The organism is Bacilliculturomica massiliensis, assembly GCF_900605495.1.
Lineage (GTDB): Bacteria > Bacillota > Clostridia > Peptostreptococcales > Anaerovoracaceae > Bacilliculturomica > Bacilliculturomica massiliensis.
The window spans coordinates 10,854-26,838 of the sequence record NZ_LR027596.1; the positions used below are offsets into that span (position 1 = coordinate 10,854).

General features: G+C 53.4%; 14 protein-coding genes. 1 reads left to right on the forward strand and 13 read right to left on the reverse strand.

Features of this window, described 5'->3' with window-relative positions:
* Nucleotides 1–93: 93 nt before the first annotated feature.
* From E0E37_RS01255 to E0E37_RS01270, 4 genes are all read right to left on the reverse strand, one after another.
* Entirely contained in the window at nt 94–390 is a 297-nt protein-coding gene (locus E0E37_RS01255) for a biotin/lipoyl-containing protein (protein ID WP_130861163.1), read from the reverse strand.
* Nucleotides 391–407: 17 nt separating this feature from the next.
* On the reverse strand, nt 408–1,853 hold the full coding sequence (locus tag E0E37_RS01260) for a 2-oxo acid dehydrogenase subunit E2 (protein WP_130861164.1): 1,446 nt from the start codon (nt 1,851–1,853) through the stop codon (nt 408–410).
* A gap of 14 nt (nt 1,854–1,867) precedes the next feature.
* The gene (locus E0E37_RS01265) at nt 1,868–2,842 is read right to left on the reverse strand and encodes an alpha-ketoacid dehydrogenase subunit beta (RefSeq protein ID WP_130861165.1); all 975 of its coding nucleotides are present in this window, start codon (nt 2,840–2,842) and stop codon (nt 1,868–1,870) included.
* A 124-nt stretch (nt 2,843–2,966) separates the two neighbouring features.
* Entirely contained in the window at nt 2,967–3,944 is a 978-nt protein-coding gene (locus E0E37_RS01270; RefSeq protein ID WP_130861166.1) for a thiamine pyrophosphate-dependent dehydrogenase E1 component subunit alpha, read from the reverse strand.
* A gap of 439 nt (nt 3,945–4,383) precedes the next feature.
* On the opposite strand from E0E37_RS01270, the gene E0E37_RS01275 reads away from it, so the two are divergent.
* Nucleotides 4,384–6,576, forward strand: coding sequence for a sigma-54-dependent Fis family transcriptional regulator (locus E0E37_RS01275; RefSeq protein WP_165445147.1), 2,193 nt, complete (start codon nt 4,384–4,386; stop codon nt 6,574–6,576).
* 82 nt (nt 6,577–6,658) lie between these two features.
* On the opposite strand, the gene E0E37_RS01280 is transcribed toward E0E37_RS01275, so the two are convergent.
* The 9 genes from E0E37_RS01280 to E0E37_RS01320 all read right to left on the reverse strand — a co-directional run bounded on the left by E0E37_RS01280 (nt 6,659) and on the right by E0E37_RS01320 (nt 15,929).
* Entirely contained in the window at nt 6,659–7,030 is a 372-nt protein-coding gene (locus E0E37_RS01280; RefSeq protein ID WP_130861168.1) for a cupin domain-containing protein, read from the reverse strand.
* A gap of 20 nt (nt 7,031–7,050) precedes the next feature.
* The gene (locus E0E37_RS01285; RefSeq protein ID WP_130861169.1) at nt 7,051–8,073 is read right to left on the reverse strand and encodes a zinc-dependent alcohol dehydrogenase; all 1,023 of its coding nucleotides are present in this window, start codon (nt 8,071–8,073) and stop codon (nt 7,051–7,053) included.
* 9 nt (nt 8,074–8,082) lie between these two features.
* A complete protein-coding gene (locus tag E0E37_RS01290) occupies nt 8,083–8,550 on the reverse strand; it encodes a VOC family protein (protein ID WP_130861170.1) in 468 nt (155 codons plus the stop codon).
* Nucleotides 8,547–8,939, reverse strand: coding sequence for a cupin domain-containing protein (locus tag E0E37_RS01295; protein WP_130861171.1), 393 nt, complete (start codon nt 8,937–8,939; stop codon nt 8,547–8,549). The genes E0E37_RS01290 and E0E37_RS01295 overlap by 4 nt, the downstream gene beginning before the upstream one ends.
* An 11-nt stretch (nt 8,940–8,950) precedes the next feature.
* Nucleotides 8,951–9,688 (reverse strand): SDR family NAD(P)-dependent oxidoreductase, encoded by a 738-nt coding sequence (locus tag E0E37_RS01300; protein ID WP_130861172.1) that lies wholly within the window; start codon nt 9,686–9,688, stop codon nt 8,951–8,953.
* Nucleotides 9,689–9,701: 13 nt separating this feature from the next.
* Entirely contained in the window at nt 9,702–10,991 is a 1,290-nt protein-coding gene (locus tag E0E37_RS01305; RefSeq protein WP_130861173.1) for a TRAP transporter large permease, read from the reverse strand.
* A complete protein-coding gene (locus E0E37_RS01310) occupies nt 10,988–11,512 on the reverse strand; it encodes a TRAP transporter small permease (RefSeq protein ID WP_130861174.1) in 525 nt (174 codons plus the stop codon). The genes E0E37_RS01305 and E0E37_RS01310 overlap by 4 nt, the downstream gene beginning before the upstream one ends.
* 102 nt (nt 11,513–11,614) lie before the next feature.
* Nucleotides 11,615–12,700, reverse strand: a complete 1,086-nt coding sequence (locus E0E37_RS01315; protein WP_130861175.1) for a TRAP transporter substrate-binding protein — start codon at nt 12,698–12,700, stop codon at nt 11,615–11,617.
* Between the two features lie 685 nt (nt 12,701–13,385).
* Nucleotides 13,386–15,929, reverse strand: a complete 2,544-nt coding sequence (locus E0E37_RS01320; RefSeq protein ID WP_130861176.1) for an FAD-dependent oxidoreductase — start codon at nt 15,927–15,929, stop codon at nt 13,386–13,388.
* Nucleotides 15,930–15,985 lie beyond the last annotated feature (56 nt).

Here is a 15,985-nt window from a genome sequence, read left to right on the forward strand (position 1 = left end):
CACCGCGCCTCCGCCATGTTCAGGCTCGCGTGGAAGCTCCCCTAGTTGTTGGCGGAGTCCCCAATAAAGGATACCACCCCCTCGCCGCTTTTTTTATAAAGGGATTAATCCCTGTCTCTTATACAAATCAAGAGGTGTAAAAGAAAAGGCTTCTCCAGCCGCCACAACGGCTATGGGCATAGTCACCGGCAGTGTATCTCCCGCCTCGATGAACAGCTTGCGCACCACGCCGTCTCCCGTGGCCTCGATATCCATATTTGTCTTGTCTGTCTCAACAGAAAAAAGAGACTCGCCCTTTTTTACACTGTCCCCTTCTTTTTTGTACCATTCGACCAGCTTCCCCTCGCTCATATTAAAACCGAGTTTCGGCATTATGATTACTTCTGCCATACTATACTCCTTGTTCCCTATACCATCAACGCCACGGGGCGCTCCAGCAGATCTTTGATTTCAGTTACAAACTGTGCCGCCAGAAGGCCGTCGATCACCCTGTGATCAGTGGTCAGCTGGATGTTCATCATCGGACGGATGGCGATTTCCTTCGTCCCATCCGCCTTCACAATGACAGCCGGTTCGTCCTTTGTGCTGCTCACAGCCAGAATACCCATCTCCGGCGGATTGATAATAGCCGTGAAATTTTCGATTCCAAACATGCCAAGATTCGAGATCGTGAATGTGCCGCCCGTGTATTCATCCGGCGTCAGCTTGCCTGCCCTGGCTTTCTCAAACAGCGCGCTGCTGACAGCCGCGATTTCTGTGACGGTCTTTGCTTCCGCGTTCTTCACCACCGGCACGATGAGCCCGCCGGGCGCCGCCACAGCGATTCCTACGTTGACTGTCTTGTACTTGACAATCGTGTCGCCCAACAGCGAAGCGTTCATTTCCGGATACTTCTGCAGCGCTTTTACCGCCGCTTTTGCAATAAAATCCGTCACCGACGTCTTCTGTTCCTGTACCGCGTTCACCTCCCTGCGCAACTCCAGCAGATTTGTCAGATCCACCTTCTGCGTGAAATACAGATGAGGCGCCGTAAACTTGCTCTGGGCCAGCCTGTCGCCGATAATCTTTCTCACTCCGGCGTAAGGCACTTCCTCCAGAATCTCCTTGCCGTCCTGCGACAGCTTCACCCCTGCATTCATCTCCGCCTGCTGGCAGGTTCGTGCCGCGCCGCCGGCCGCAGCTCCGGCCATAGCTGCCTGAATATCCTGTTTTGTTACTTTTCCGTTTGCGCCGGTTCCTGCAATGCCGTCCAGATCCAGATTTTCAGCGGCGGCCATATTTCTGGCCACTGGCGTCGCCGCAGCTGCGGCTCCAATTTTCTGTCTTGTGTCTGCGGGCAGGGACGCCGCGTAGGCAAGCACGTCCTTCTCGCAGATTCCGCCATCAAATCCGGTTCCCGTCACAAAACGGCAAAGATCGTCGGAAGAGATTCCCAATTCGCCGGCTTTTCTCCGCGCCCTGGGTGAAATCTTTGCCCGGCCGCCATCCGACTTAACAGCGGTCATCAGTGCATCCGCCGTACTTTCAGTCTGGCCGGTTGCCTCGCAGTCACAGACTTTCGAGTCCTTTCCCAGCAGCGCCAGCGCTTCCGCCAGAACCGCAGAAATATCCTCCGTACTATCGCCGACAATGGCAATGGGCAACGTTACGGCAATGGAATCGCCTTCCTTAATCAGCAGGCTGCGAACCACGCCGTCCCCCGTGGCCTCAATATCCATATTTGTTTTATCCGTTTCCACAGAGAACAGGTTCTCGCCTTTCCGAACCGATTCCCCCTCTTTTTTATACCAGTTCACCAGCTTTCCCTCGCTCATATTGAAGCCGAGCTTGGGCATTACGATGATTTCAGCCATATTCCTGCCCCCCTCTACTTAAAATAGGTCTTTACCTTCTCATAGACCTTTTCCTCCGATGGAATCAACGGAAATTCAAGAGCCGGGCTGAAGGGCAGCGGCACATTGGGATTGGCCACTCTTCCGCAGGGCGCGTCCAGATAATAGAAAATATCCTCCGCGATATCGGCGGCGATCTCCGCTCCGATGCCGCATCTCTCGTATGCTTCATCCGCCACGACCAGCTTTCCTGTCTTCTTCACCGATTCAATGACAGTCTGGCGGTCAAAGGGAACAATGGTGCGCAGATCGATCACTTCACAATCGATCCCCTCTTTTGCCAAACGCTCCGCCGCCTTCTCCGATTTCATGACCATAGAGGACGTAGCCACAATGGTAATATCCTTTCCTTCTCTGGCGATTCTGGCCTTTCCGAAAGGAATAGGCTCCACATCGTCGTCTATGGAAAATTTCTTGTTGTATTCCATCTTGTGCTCAAAGAAAATGACAGGGTCATTGTCGCGTATGGCAGTTTTCAGCAGACCTTTTACTTCCTGCGCCGTGGAGGGAACCGCGATCTTGATTCCCGGAAACTGCGCCACCATAGCCTGCATGGACTGGGAATGCTGGGCAGCGGAAGATCTTCCCGCGCCGATAGGACAGCGTATCGTCATGGGAACAGTCGCCTGCCCGCCCGACATGTAACGAATTTTGGCCGCCTGATTGATCACCTGATCTGCCGCCACCAAAAGGAAGTCGGAGAACATCAGCTCAATCACCGGCCGCAGACCGGTCAGCGCCATGCCTACACCCATACCCACGAACCCGGCTTCTGAGATCGGCGTATCTTTAACCCGCAGATCACCGTACTTTTCCAAAAGTCCTACGGATGTCTTGAAGTTTCCTCCGATGAAGCCCACGTCCTCACCCAGTAAAACGATGTTTTCATCCCGCGCCATCTCCTCGTCCAGCGCTTCGCAAACAGCCTGTGCATATGTTATCTCTTTCATTTTCCTACCTCTCTTTATTGTTTATTTCAACCCGTCATGGCCGGCGGACGTCTGCTGCAGCCCTGCCGGCCGTATCTGCGCGTCGGCATCCCGGCCCGGCGCCCGCTGATTTTTGAGCTGACCGCTATGCAAATACGTCTGTGTATGCTTCCGCCGCATCTGGATATTCACTTTCTGCCGCAAACTTTACAGCGGCCTGAATCTCCTGCTCCACCTTTTCTTCAACAGCAAGAAGTTCTTCTTCCGTCGCTTTCTTCGCGTCAATGATCGCCTTTTTCAGGTTTGCCACCGGACAGCGCTCCATCCAGTCTTCCTTCTCCGTCTCGCTCTTTCTTTTGCGGTATGTGGCGGGATCCCCCACGTGGTGTCCCTGCCAGCGATAGGTTTTGCACTCGATCAGTGTGGGGCCTTCGCCGTTTCTTGCCCGTTCTACCGCCTTTTGGGCCGCTTCATAAACCGCAGTCACATCCATGCCGTCCACCACGATTCCGGGAATATCGTATGCCTTCGCACGCACAGCCAGATCCGGCGTGTTCGTTACGTCGCGGATATCCACGGAGATACCATAGAGATTATTTTCAATTACATACACGCAGGGCAGTTTCCACGCGGCCGCCATGTTCAGGCTCTCGTGGAAGGTCCCCTCGTTGGTGGCAGAGTCTCCCATAAAGGATACCGCCACCTCGCCGCTCTTTTTATATAAGGATTTATACGCCGCGCCTGTGGCGATGGGAATTTCTCCGCCGACGATGCCGTTGGCGCCTAAAATACCCCTATCCATGGCCATGATGTGCATAGATCCGCCTTTTCCGTTGGAATACCCCGTCTTCTTTCCGAGAATCTCTGCCATCATGCGGTCAATGTCTGCTCCTCTGGCTACCAGGTGCCCGTGACCCCGGTGGGTGCTTCCGATATAATCGTGCTCTGCCAGCGCCGCACAGACTCCCGTGGCCACCGCTTCCTCACCCATGTACAGATGCGCCAGCCCAGCCATCATGCCTTTTTTATAAAATTCGAAAACCTCTTCCTCAAATCTTCTCATCTTATACATGGTTTCGTAAAAACCGATGAGCTGCTCCTTGCCGTAATTCTTTACTTTCATCCTTGACCTCCTATAGATATGTAAGAATAATAGGTGCTCCAATGCTGCCCGAGTTATGTCACATATTAGCAAAGCAACTTTTGTGCCAATTTGCACATTTTCATTCTGATCTCTTCTGTTTTTTGTGTCACACCCGCAAACCGCTTAAATTCCAACGACTTTTTGTCACATTTTTTAATTTCCACTTCTTTCTCCTGTGGCTTCAGCGACTTTTTATAATTTAAATGTTATTTCTTTTTTTTAAATGTCACACTTAAGTGTCTTTTTAGCACATTATCTGCGACATGTGCGACATTTTGCTTTACAAATCTGTGACATTGTTTATAATAAAACTAATCCAGTGAAATTTTTGCACCGATGCTGCCTGTCTCACTCCGGACCTGACAAGCCGGCCGTGCGCCGGAAGCAGCACCCAGTGAGTCTTGAAATGAGGTCTGCTATGAAAAATCCAGTAGATGATGTCTATCAACAGGCGCTGTCGATCGCCTGGGAAAAATTTATTAACGGTGAAGACTATGACTTTTCCTGTGTGCGCCCGGAGATTCTTGCCTCCTGGAAGCGCTCCAAGTCTTACGGCGTAGACCCTATGAATCCCGACAGCTCCGCAAATCCGGCACGGCACGTGCTGGGGGCAGACGAACTGAATATCCGCATCAATTCCAATTTATTTCTGATCGAGATCACACACCCCTACATGGAGATGATCTATTCAATCGTGGCGAGCACCGGGTCCTTTATCATGCTCTGTGACAAAGACGGTTATATCCTCGATACCATCGGAGATCCGGATATCATTCAGCGGGGCAAAGAAACTATGCTCGTCACAGGCGCAAACCGCCGGGAGGATATTGCCGGCACAAACGCTATTGGAACCTGTCTCACCATGAAAGCGCCTATGCTGATCTGCGGCCGGGAGCACTATCTGAAGACACACAAAGTCTACTCCTGTTCCTGCGCCCCTATTTTCGACGCGGATGGAAATATCCTGGGCTGTCTCAATATCACTCTGCGCTATGAAAACATACATCCGCACACCATGGGCATGGTCACCAGCGCGGCTGACGGCATCTCAAAAGAGCTGAAAATCAGACGGGCCTATGAATCCATCGAGTTGATCAGCGCACAGCGAAACACGATCATCCAAAGTCTTTCCTCCGGTCTTTTTCTCCTGAGCAATACCCACCGTATCATTCAGGTGAGCAACCCGGCGCTGGACATGCTGCACCTGAAATACGAAAACGTAATCGGCAGAAACTTTTTCGATCTGCTCTGCCTTGACGGCAATATAAAGACTGAAGGAAAATATGCAATCCTGGAACAGGAGCTGTACAATAAGGAAGTCAACGTCACGCTGGCCGGCTCAGGGCGGCCGGCTGAAAAATTTAATGTGAGCGTCAACTACGTGCGGGATGCCAGGGGCATCCGCCAGGGAACGGTGCTCCGCTTCAACGAACCCAAGCTCATCAACCGCCTGATCAACAACATCAGCGGTTACAAAGCAAAATACACCTTTGATTCCATCATCGGTGAAAGCGCCGCGGCTCAGTCTCTGATCGAAACCAGCCGCAGGGCCGCTCACAGCGACTCCAACGTGTTGATTTTAGGCGACAGCGGCACCGGAAAGGAACTGATCGCACAGGCGATTCACAACGAAAGCTCCTATGCCTCCGGCCCCTTCGTCGCCATCAACTGTGCCGCCCTGCCGCGCAGTCTGGTAGAAAGCGAGCTGTTTGGATACGAGCGGGGCGCCTTTACCGGCGCCAACCGCGAGGGAAGCCCCGGCAAATTTGAACTGGCGGAGGGAGGTACGATCTTTCTCGACGAGATCGGCGACATGCCCATGGATGTGCAAAGCTCCCTGCTCCGCGTCTTGCAGACCCGTGAGATCGTCCGCATCGGGGGCAAATATCCCAAGCAAATCAACGTGCGCATCATCGCAGCCACTAACTGCGATCTAGTGACCTCGATTCACGAAAAGACCTTCCGGAGCGACCTGTATTACCGTCTGAACGTGCTGACGATCAATGTGCCTTCCCTGGCTGAGCGGGGGCGCGACATCTTCCTGCTGGCAGACTATTTCGTTCGGGAGTACAATAAATCCAAGCACCGCAATATTACGATCAGTCCGGATGTTTATCCCGTGCTCCTGTCCTATTCCTGGCCGGGCAATATCCGCGAGCTGGAAAACGCCGTTGAGCGGGCTGTAAACGTATCCGATTCCAATCTGATCGAGCTGAAGCACCTGCCGAATTACATTACACAGGCGGAGTTGCCCGCCGCAGAAGTCCAAGCCAACGGATCTCCTGTTCCATCGGCCGCTTCTATCCCCCCCGCCCCATTGGACACTGCGAAGCCGTTGGACGCTTCCAATCGGGCGGCTGCTTCCAACCCGTCGGCCTCATGGGATGGCTCGTGGTCCGTCCCTCCCGCAGGCGAGACAGCATCCGCTCCCCACCGCCACGATGCCACGCTCAGTATTGAAGAACAGAACAAGCAGATCATTATCGACGGCCTGATCCAGTGCGGCGGCAACGTGAGCGAAACGGCCAGTCTCCTCGGAATGAACCGCCGGACCTTTTACAGAAAGCTGGACAAATACAACATTGACAGCAAAGCATACAGACATCGCTGAATATACGTCTACCGTACGCATAGAAAAATCCGCCCGGACGAGAATATCCAGGCGGATTTTTCAATTGAGGAGAAGCTGTCTGTTATTTATCCATCGCTACCGGAGGAGGCGCAAGAGAGCAAAGCAGAACCAGTGGTTCATTCCCCGTGTTCTTTGTATAATGCGGCTCCCCTCCCGGCATGAATACTGAAAGCCACGGTTCAAGCTGAATATCCTCATCGTAGCTGCCAAGTCTCATCAGGCCTGTTCCCTGTAAGACGAAATACGCTTCTTCGTTGTCGTGGCTGTGGAAGGGCAGCTCGTCCCCTGGCATCACGAAAGCCACCGTGACCCCCACGTGCTTCGATCCGTTGATGCTGGGATGGACGATACGCTTACAAAGTCCCCCCACACCTCTGAAGTCGGTCCCGTCCTTAATTCTCATAACCAGCTTTTTCTCCGCCAGTGTCGCCATACCTTACTCCTTTCTTTACTCTAAGGATGAAGCAATACCTTAATCGAGTGCAGTTTCTCCGCCTTGTCGAAGGCCTCCTCCCATTCCTCGAATGAAAACTCGTCCGTAATCAGCGGATCTACGTCGATCTGCTTCGCCGCCATCATCTGCAGCGCCTGATTCCAGTTGACATTTCGATGGCCGAAGGCTCCCCGGATGGTCAGCTCTCTCATAGCCACCAGGCCGTAGTCCAGTGGAATATTCGGCTTTGTCAACCCTACCTGAACCAGCACACCCTGTTTCTTCAGGCAGCGCAGGGCCAGGGAGACGGCGGGCGCCGCCCCGGAGCATTCGAAGGCCCAGTCCGCGCCCTTTCCTCCCGTAAGCTGGTCCACAAAGCTCTGAAGCTCCTCTGCTCCGGCTGCCGTAACCGTAAATCCCAGCCGTTCCGCGATCTCCAGCCGGAACGCGTCCGCCTCTGTCCCGCACAGCACTACAGAGGCGCCCAGGCTCCTGGCAGCCTGAGCCACCAGCTGCCCGATGGTCCCCGGACCGAAAACCAGCACAGTGTCTGTGGGCAGAACCTGCGCGTAATCGAACACCGCGTGCAGGGCCACTGCGGCGGGCTCGCACATGGCGGCTTCCCGCATGGAGACCCCCTCCGGTATCTGGTGTACGATGGCTCTTCTCACCGCGATGGAATCGCCAAAGGCGCCGTCCGTCCCATAGCCGATGGACAGCCGGCCGTCGCACATCAGAAAGTTTCCGGACAGACAATACTCACATTTTCCGCAGACCACCTGCGCGGTCTCCGACACTACGGGATCTCCCAGTTTTAAATCTGTGACGCCCTCTCCCGTGTCTGACACAAAACCGCTGTATTCATGCCCCAGAACCACAGGCGGGTTGCTCCAATAATCTCCGCTCCTGATCTTCAGATCCGTTCCGCAGATGCCGGCGTAAGCCACATCGATCTGCACCTCTCCCGGCCCCGGAACAGGCGCGGGCCATTCCGCAAAGGATATGCTCCCTGCTCCCTCTTTCCATTTCACTACTGCTTTCATCGGTTCTCCTCACGATCTGAAATACGGCGTCTCTTTGATCTCCACTATATTATTCGACGTGTCCTTCACATAAAAGCACCTGCGATATCCCACCACATCGTCCTCTGTCTCAGATTCAAAGATAAACTGAGCTCCGGCTTTGAAGTAATGGTGCCGCCACTGATCATAGTCGCCTGTCACCGCGAAGCAGATATGATTGATTCCCTCGCGGTCAGCCAACAGATCCCGGTGCAGCCCTTCAGACACCGGCTGAATCAGTTCAATACAGGAGCCGTTTTCCTTCAGGCTGATCATGGCGATCTTAAGCGCGTAATCTGTCACAGGCTCCTCATAGCACCACGCCTTGGTAGGTTTAAAGTCGTATATCTGATACTCGATTTCCCCCAAATTCGCCTTCATGACGGCCAGAGCGTCCTGCAGATCCTCCACTACGTAACCCACGTGATGAAGCCCATATTCGGGCAGCGTTTTGCTCATGACTCCCCGCCTCCCTTCCGAATCAGAAACTTCTCCTCCGCCAGTCCGGGCGGATAGTAGACCCACAAAATTTTCAGGGCTTCGGCTCCCGTATTTGCAAAACCGTGGGGCTCCTCCGTGGCCAAACCGATCACATCGCCCTTTTCCACGGGTATTTCTCCATCCCTTGTACGCATGACGCCCGCGCCCGCATAAATCACCTGAACCTCGCTGTTCAGCTCGTGCTCGTGTACCTCGTGCTCCTGTCCCGGCTCAATGATCGTCATGCCCAGGGCAAAATGCTCCGTGGCGATGTCTGAATTGGGCGAGCTGAAAAGCTTGACCTCCCTCCGGGTCTGGCCTTCTCCGATAAAGGTTCCCGGAAGTTCATCCAGTTTAAATTTAACCATGCTGTCTCCTTTTATCTCATGTAGAGTCCGCCGTTGATATCAACTGTCGTACCGGTCAGATAGGACGCTTCGTCAGAGGCCAGAAACGCCGCCAGATTCGCCACGTCCGCCACTTCCCCAAACCGGGGAAGCGCCAGCGTGTCCATATCGTAGGTGAGATCAGCCGTCATAGCGCTGGCGATGATTCCAGGCGACAGCGCGTTGACATTGATCTGAAACGCGCCAAACTGCTTGGCCATGTTTTTGGTCAGCGCCATGACGCCGGCCTTGCTGACGGCATAGGAGGCGGAAACGGAAATTCCTCCCGTAAAGCCTGAGCTGGAAGCCATGTTGACGATCTTTCCAAACTGCTTTTCCTTCATAGGTCCCACAAAGGCGTTCACGCAGTTCACCATGCCTAAAACGTTAATGCGAAATACCCTCAGCCATTCCTCCTCCGTAATCTCGTCCAGCGCCCTGGCCGGATAGCAGATTCCGGCGTTGTTGACCAGAACATCCACGGGGCCGTGGGATTCCCGGATGAACGCCGCCGCGGCGTCGACTTCCTCCCTGTCGGAAACATCCATTTTGACAGACGCGCAGCTTCTTCTGAACTTCCGGCTCAGGTGCTCTGCCTGCTCCGCTGCCATCGGCCCGTTAACATCAGTGATGATTACTTGCAGTCCTTCCGCGGCCAGCTTCTCCGCGATGGCCAGTCCGATTCCCTGAGCGCCCCCTGTGACAAGGGCCCGTTTAGCTGTAAAAATCATAGCCGTTTCCTCCTTACTTTCCCATCAGGCCGGGCAGGAACGTGGACAGCGCGGGTATAAAGGTGATGACCATCAGCGCAACAATCATCACGATGATAAACTTGAACAGCCATTTAAACATTCGCTCCACCCGAAGCTCTCCGATGCCCGCCGCCACAAACATGTTGACTCCTACCGGCGGCGTACACTGTCCGATGACCAAATTGCACACCATCATAACGCCAAAATGAATGGGCGATACTCCCAGCGGAAGTACGATAGCCAGCATCAGCGGGGCCAGAATGATGACGGCCGCCAGCGTCTCCATGAACATTCCGGTCAGCAGCAGCACACAATTAATAATAATCAGGATCACTACGGTATTGTCTGAGATCCCCAGTATCCAGTCTGAAACAGCCTGAGGGATCCTGGCCAGCGTAAGCACCTTTCCAAAGGCAGTAGCCGCTCCCACCAGGATCAGCACTGTGCCGGAGGTGAGGGCGCTCTTAAAGAATATCTTGGGCAGGTTCTTGAGATTGAGCTCCTTGTAGACAAAGCAGCCGATGATGATTCCGTAGTCGCAGGCGATGATCGCGGCCTCCGTCGGGGTCACCAGGCCTCCATAGATACCTCCCAGAATGATGACCGGGACCAGGATAGCCCACTTCGCCTCGTTGAACGCTCTCAGCCGTTCCCTGGCGGGGGCCTTTTCTTTTTTAGTCGAACCATAATGGTGCTTCTTGGACGTATAAATGACAAAGGCTGCCAAAATGAGGGCGATCACGATCCCGGGGATAATCCCCGCTATGAACAGATCCGTGATGGAGACAGATGCGATAATGCCATAGATAATGAAGGTGATGCTGGGAGGAATAACCGGTCCCAGGGAACCAGCCGCAGCGGTCAGCGACGTGGCGTAGCCCTCATCGTATCCGTCCTTTATCATCGCAGGAATCATGATTCCTCCGATAGCCGCGGTTGTGGCCGGACCTGAGCCGGAAATAGCCGCGAACAGCAGGCAGGTAAAAACAGTGATCAATCCAAGAGACCCGCTTACATGTCCCAGCATCGTCCTGCCAAAATTCACAAGTCTGCTGGATATCCCGCCCTCCAGCATGATATCGCCGGCCAGTATGAAAAACGGCACCGCCAGCAGCGGAAAGGTATCGCCAGAGGTAAAAAAGGTCTGTATAATCAGGTCTATGGGAACGATATTCGTCAAAAACACGACGGCCACCGTTCCGATTCCCAGGGCGTAGGCGATTGGAATGCCCAGCGCAAGGGAAATAAAGAAAAATATTAAAAACATGACTCCAACATTCATTCGTCTGCCTCCCCTTCTTCGACGCTGGCCAACACCTTTTCTTCCAGGCTCAGCTCCTTTGTCCGATTCGTCAGCCTGGGGATCAGCTCACGCTGTACGATCCTGACCGCCAGAAACGCATATCCCACCGGTATCGCCGCGTAGGGATAGGCCATATTGACATACAGGCTCAGCGATATCCGATTGGCATGATACAGCATGTTGGTATATTGAGCGCTGTAATACACGATCACAAGGGCAAAGGCTACCCATACCAGACACCCGAGTATCTCCACGTACCTTCGGATCTTTTTCGGCCAGATGTAAGTCATGGTTTCGATCGTAATATGCGCGTGTTTTTCCGCCGCCAGCCCCGATCCGACGAAGATCAGCCAGATAAAAAGATACCGGGCCAATTCCTCAGACCAGGAGTTTGAAACACCGAAAAAGCGGGAAAACACCTGTACGCTCAATATCGCCAGCATGATCAGCAGGCATATGGCGCAGATATTTCGCTCCAGGTTGTTAAAAAAATGTTTCATAATCTACTCTCCATCCTGCCACGAGGGCCATTATCCTCACCGGATAATGGCCTCTCGGCTATGTATGGTTGTTGTTTGCTTCTCAAAATGTATCCGTCTCAGCTACTGCGCCCTGAACTCTTCCAAAAACGCGGCGGCTTCATCGATGACGGCTCTGCCGCCCACCAGATCGGCTTTGGAATCCCACATGGGCTTGCAGAGATCGATCAGTACCTGCATCTTCGCCTCGTCGTAACGTGCCACATTCACATTCTGCTCCTCGATGAACTTGATCGCGTCTGCCTCCGCCTGTTCCTCCAGATCGCGCACGTAGCCGATGTACTCCTCCATACATTCGTCAAAGACGCTCTTCAGGTCGTCGGGCAGGCTTTCATACCAGGAATTGCTGATGATCGGATAATGGGTGATCTGATACGGGTCGATGCAGGCCATGGAGCTCTGCACTTCATAGAACCGGTCGGACTGCAGCAGACTGGTAGCCGTCATGATTCCATCCACGGTTTTCTGCTGAAGAGCTGTATAAGCCTCGCCGTAGGAGATCGGAGTCGGCGTGCCGCCCAGAGCAGAAGCAACTCCCATGTAGAACTCAGAGGAAGTGGTTCTGATTTTCTGACCCTTGAACGCCGTGGCCGGATCATCCACATTTGCTTTGTTGGACATGATTTTCACCCAGCCGATTCCAAAGGGGCCGTAGGCCTTGATGTTTCCTGTCTTGGCCAGAAGCTCCTCGCGCATGGCCATGCCCATCTCGCTGTCGCCGTAGGCGTAGATGTCCTCCGCGGTTCTGAATAAATACGGGATGTCAAAGATATAGAACTGCTTCAATTCTGAATTCATGGCCGCCATAATGTACGAGGGACAGGTGGTCATCTGCGCCATATCGCTTCTGATCATTTCCGCCTGTTCTTCATCAGAATTGCTGATGGCTTTATTTGCGTATATTTCCACCTGAATCCGCCCGTCGCTCTTTTCTTCCAACTGCTCCTCCAGATGCCGATAGCTGACATTGAGAGGATCCTGTTCCGCCGCCAGGTTGACGATCTTGAAGGTATATGTGTCTCCGTTTGCGCCGCCACCGCCGCCGTCTCCGCCGGAGCCGCTGTCACCGCAGCCGGTCAGCCCCAAAGCTAACATCAGCGCCATGCAAAGTACGAATGTTAAAACTCTCAGCTTTCTATTCATCTTCATATTCTTTCTCCTTCTCTTTTCAATGCTTTGTTGTAATCAGTTAACGGTTTGGCTTTCACGTATCGCCGATTTTTCTCCTCTCAGTGCGGTCACCATTTTAACATAGGCAGCAATGGCATGACATTTAGGCGTACATGAAATTAATTGGGACATTAAATGGATAAAGCAATATGCGTGCCATTTTTAGCACAAGATAAATTTTTCACACATTCATCTACAAAAAAAGCTGATTTTCAATGTTTTTTTTGAGACAATTCTCTGACACGGTTATGGTTTCAACCAATCAGCCACAAAAAACGTCACAGCCTTTGTCACACTTCTTTTCTATAGACACATATTTCTGTGACAAATGTGTCATTTTGACTCTCTCTTGATCTTCGTTTTCATATCGCCCAGCCGTCATACCTTAAAATTCAACCACTGTTCCTTTCTTCTCACGCGCCTCCTTTCCTTTCTTTCACGTACGTCATTCATTACCAAATTTGTCCCATGGTCATTTTACCTGTGAAAACAAATCTTGCATAGGGACTTCGCCAATGCAAAACATCCAATTTTATCCATTTGTTTGCGGCAAAATTTTTGAGTGACAGAAGAAAAGTAGTCAACAAAAAACTCTCTTCAGGTTTGAATCATTTCATACATGATTCTCACCCAAAGAGAGTTTTTATCGATTTTCAGCCTTCCCCTACAGCAGCTTCTCCAGAGGATCGCTGTTCTTGTAGGCTTCCAGCAGTCTGGCGGATCTGTTCACATCGCCCATCAGAATACCGCCGCAGAAGCGATTGTTCACAAAGTACAGCTTCTCATAAGTGCCCTTCGCCTCGTCTGTGATCTCCATGGTCTTGTATTTCTTCTGCGCGTCTTTCCCATTGTCGCCCACCGCGAACAGAGACAGCCGGAAACCGCTGAAGGCGTTGGAGGGGATCACCTGCCGGTAGACGGCTTCGTCTCCCACCGCATTGATGCCGGCCACCTTGCCCATGTCCACGGCCTGAGCCCAGATGGCGTAGTTTGCGCCCTCAAATTCAGCGCAGTCGCCGCAGGCGTAAATATCTTTCACGCCGGTCTCCATCTTCTCATTGACCACGATAGATCTTCCCGTCTGCGCGCCGGCGGCTTTGCCCAGCTCGATATTCTGTTTTACGCCGGTGGACAGAATCACCAGAGCGCCCGGCACCAGCGTGCCGTCGTTCAGCTTCACTCCGGCCGCGGCCCCGCTGCCGTCGGCGCAGATCTCTTCGATCCCTTTTCCCGTGTAAACGAAGGCCCCTGCTCTCTCCGCCGCCTGACGCAGCAGTTCAGAACCTTTATCGTCCAGCTGTCTGCCCATGAGTCCCGGTCCCATTTCCACCACGGACACGCTCTTTCCGGCTTTGCACAGTTCCCAGGCAGCTTCCAGACCCAGCACGCCTCCGCCGATGACCACGGCCTCGCCGATCTGTTCCATATACGCCTGTATTTTTTTCACATCCTCCAGAGAGCGGATCGTGAACACACCGGGGAGGTCAGCTCCCTTGATCGGAGGCACGAAGGATTCGGCCCCTGTGGCCAGGATCAGCTTGTCGTACGTTCTGTCTGTGCCGTCGGACAGGGTCAGCGTTTTTTTGTCCGGATCCACGGCCGTCACCTCTGTCCCCAGCGTCAGTTTAACGTCAAAGAGCTGATACCAGCTGTGGGACTTAATATACAGGTTCAGCTCATCCAGCTCGGAGAGCAGCCCCTTGGTCAGCATAGGCCTGTTGTAGCCCGGCACCGGTTCTCTGGAGATCATCTCGACTCTGCAGGTCTTGTTTCTCTTGCGGATCTCCTCCACGGCGGCCGTGCCCGCCGCTCCGTTTCCTACTACGATGATGGTTTCCTGACTCTTGGATCGGAAGGTCACGTCAGGCTCCGTCACTTCCACAAACTGCTCGGGTCCTACACCGCAGACAGGGCAGGCTGCAGGCGGTTCCTCGCCTTCCACCACCTCGCCGCAGATCAGGCATCTCCACTTTTTCACAGCTCCCGGTTTTTTGGCCTCCACCACCTTTCCGGCGAGAACAGAGGCTCCGAAATTGAAACCGAATTCGTAGGCGCCTGCAAGTTCCGCCTCGTTTGGCTTGAACCGGACCTTCAGGCCCTCTCCCACTACTTTCATATTCAGCTGCTTCAGCCGTTCCATGATGTGGGGCACGCCTTCCCCGCTCCAGCCGTAAGAACCGAACGCGGAAGCCAGCTTTTTGCCGTGGGTCCTGGCAAAGATGGACGTCGTCAGATCCCACACCGGCTTCAGAGCCTCTCCCACGATGGTGGGGGTGCCGAACAGCAGGCCGTCCGCCCAGTACATATCGGAGAGGACCTCGTTCACGTCGGCGGTCACCAGATCATAGCTGTGTACGTCGATATCTCCTGCTGCGCGGATCCCCTTTTCGATCTCCTCCGCCAGCATTCCCGTATAGCCGTAGGCCGATACGTAGGGCATGACCACGGTCTTTTTCGGATTCGGGTTGAACTCTGTGGCCCAGTTCTTGTAGATCCCGACGATCTCCTGCGGATTCTGCACCAGAACCGGTCCGTGGCCGGGGCAGATCATCTCATAACCGATGTCCTCGATCTTCTTTATGCCTGCCAGCACTTCCTTCTTAAACGGTCCCATGATCATATCGAAGTAATAGCGCAGCGCTTCCATATAATCTTCTCTGTTGGTGATCTTGTCGTTGGTCACCTCGTCCAGCGCATAGTGGGCGCCGAAGGAATCGCAGGTCACCAGCGCTTTCTCTTCCTCAATATAAGTATACATGCTGTCCGGCCAGTGCAGGTTCGGCGCGGCGATGAAACGCAGCGTCTTATTGCCCAGAGACAGCGTGTCTCCGTCCTTCACAATAATGCTGTTGAAATCTCTGTTGCAGATCTCCTTGGCAAAGTTGACGGCCGCCGCCGTCCCTACCAGCTTGATCCCCGGATTGATGTCCAGAAGCATCTCGATGGAGCCGGAGTGATCGGGCTCCGTGTGATTGATAATGATATACTCGATCTTATCTACGTCTGTCAGCGCCGTCAGCGCGTCGTAATAACACTCGAAACACTTCGCCTTCGCCGTCTCGAAGATCGCCGTCTTTTCCGATCCTCTCAGCAGATAGGAGTTGTAGCTCGTCCCGAATTTCGTCTCCATAATAATATCGAAAACCCTCAGCTCCGGGTCCAGTGTTCCGATCCAGTACAGATCCTTTGTCAACTGTTTTGATTCCATGTTTTCCTCCTTTTCGGCCTGCGCCTCTGTCCAGAAAATGGCGTCCGTCCGCCGGC

What these genes read in the sequence shown, in the direction of transcription:
- E0E37_RS01295 (WP_130861171.1), bottom strand. Translation starts at nt 8,939, where the DNA reads ATGGTTAAATTTAAACTGGATGAACTTCCGGGAACCTTTATCGGAGAA.
- E0E37_RS01315 (WP_130861175.1), bottom strand. Translation starts at nt 12,700, where the DNA reads ATGAAGATGAATAGAAAGCTGAGAGTTTTAACATTCGTACTTTGCATG.
- E0E37_RS01320 (WP_130861176.1), bottom strand. Translation starts at nt 15,929, where the DNA reads ATGGAATCAAAACAGTTGACAAAGGATCTGTACTGGATCGGAACACTG.
- E0E37_RS01310 (WP_130861174.1), bottom strand. Translation starts at nt 11,512, where the DNA reads ATGAAACATTTTTTTAACAACCTGGAGCGAAATATCTGCGCCATATGC.
- E0E37_RS01290 (WP_130861170.1), bottom strand. Translation starts at nt 8,550, where the DNA reads ATGAGCAAAACGCTGCCCGAATATGGGCTTCATCACGTGGGTTACGTA.
- E0E37_RS01255 (WP_130861163.1), bottom strand. Translation starts at nt 390, where the DNA reads ATGGCAGAAGTAATCATAATGCCGAAACTCGGTTTTAATATGAGCGAG.
- E0E37_RS01260 (WP_130861164.1), bottom strand. Translation starts at nt 1,853, where the DNA reads ATGGCTGAAATCATCGTAATGCCCAAGCTCGGCTTCAATATGAGCGAG.
- E0E37_RS01275 (WP_165445147.1), top strand. Translation starts at nt 4,384, where the DNA reads ATGAAAAATCCAGTAGATGATGTCTATCAACAGGCGCTGTCGATCGCC.
- E0E37_RS01285 (WP_130861169.1), bottom strand. Translation starts at nt 8,073, where the DNA reads ATGAAAGCAGTAGTGAAATGGAAAGAGGGAGCAGGGAGCATATCCTTT.
- E0E37_RS01265 (WP_130861165.1), bottom strand. Translation starts at nt 2,842, where the DNA reads ATGAAAGAGATAACATATGCACAGGCTGTTTGCGAAGCGCTGGACGAG.
- E0E37_RS01270 (WP_130861166.1), bottom strand. Translation starts at nt 3,944, where the DNA reads ATGAAAGTAAAGAATTACGGCAAGGAGCAGCTCATCGGTTTTTACGAA.
- E0E37_RS01300 (WP_130861172.1), bottom strand. Translation starts at nt 9,688, where the DNA reads ATGATTTTTACAGCTAAACGGGCCCTTGTCACAGGGGGCGCTCAGGGA.
- E0E37_RS01305 (WP_130861173.1), bottom strand. Translation starts at nt 10,991, where the DNA reads ATGAATGTTGGAGTCATGTTTTTAATATTTTTCTTTATTTCCCTTGCG.
- E0E37_RS01280 (WP_130861168.1), bottom strand. Translation starts at nt 7,030, where the DNA reads ATGGCGACACTGGCGGAGAAAAAGCTGGTTATGAGAATTAAGGACGGG.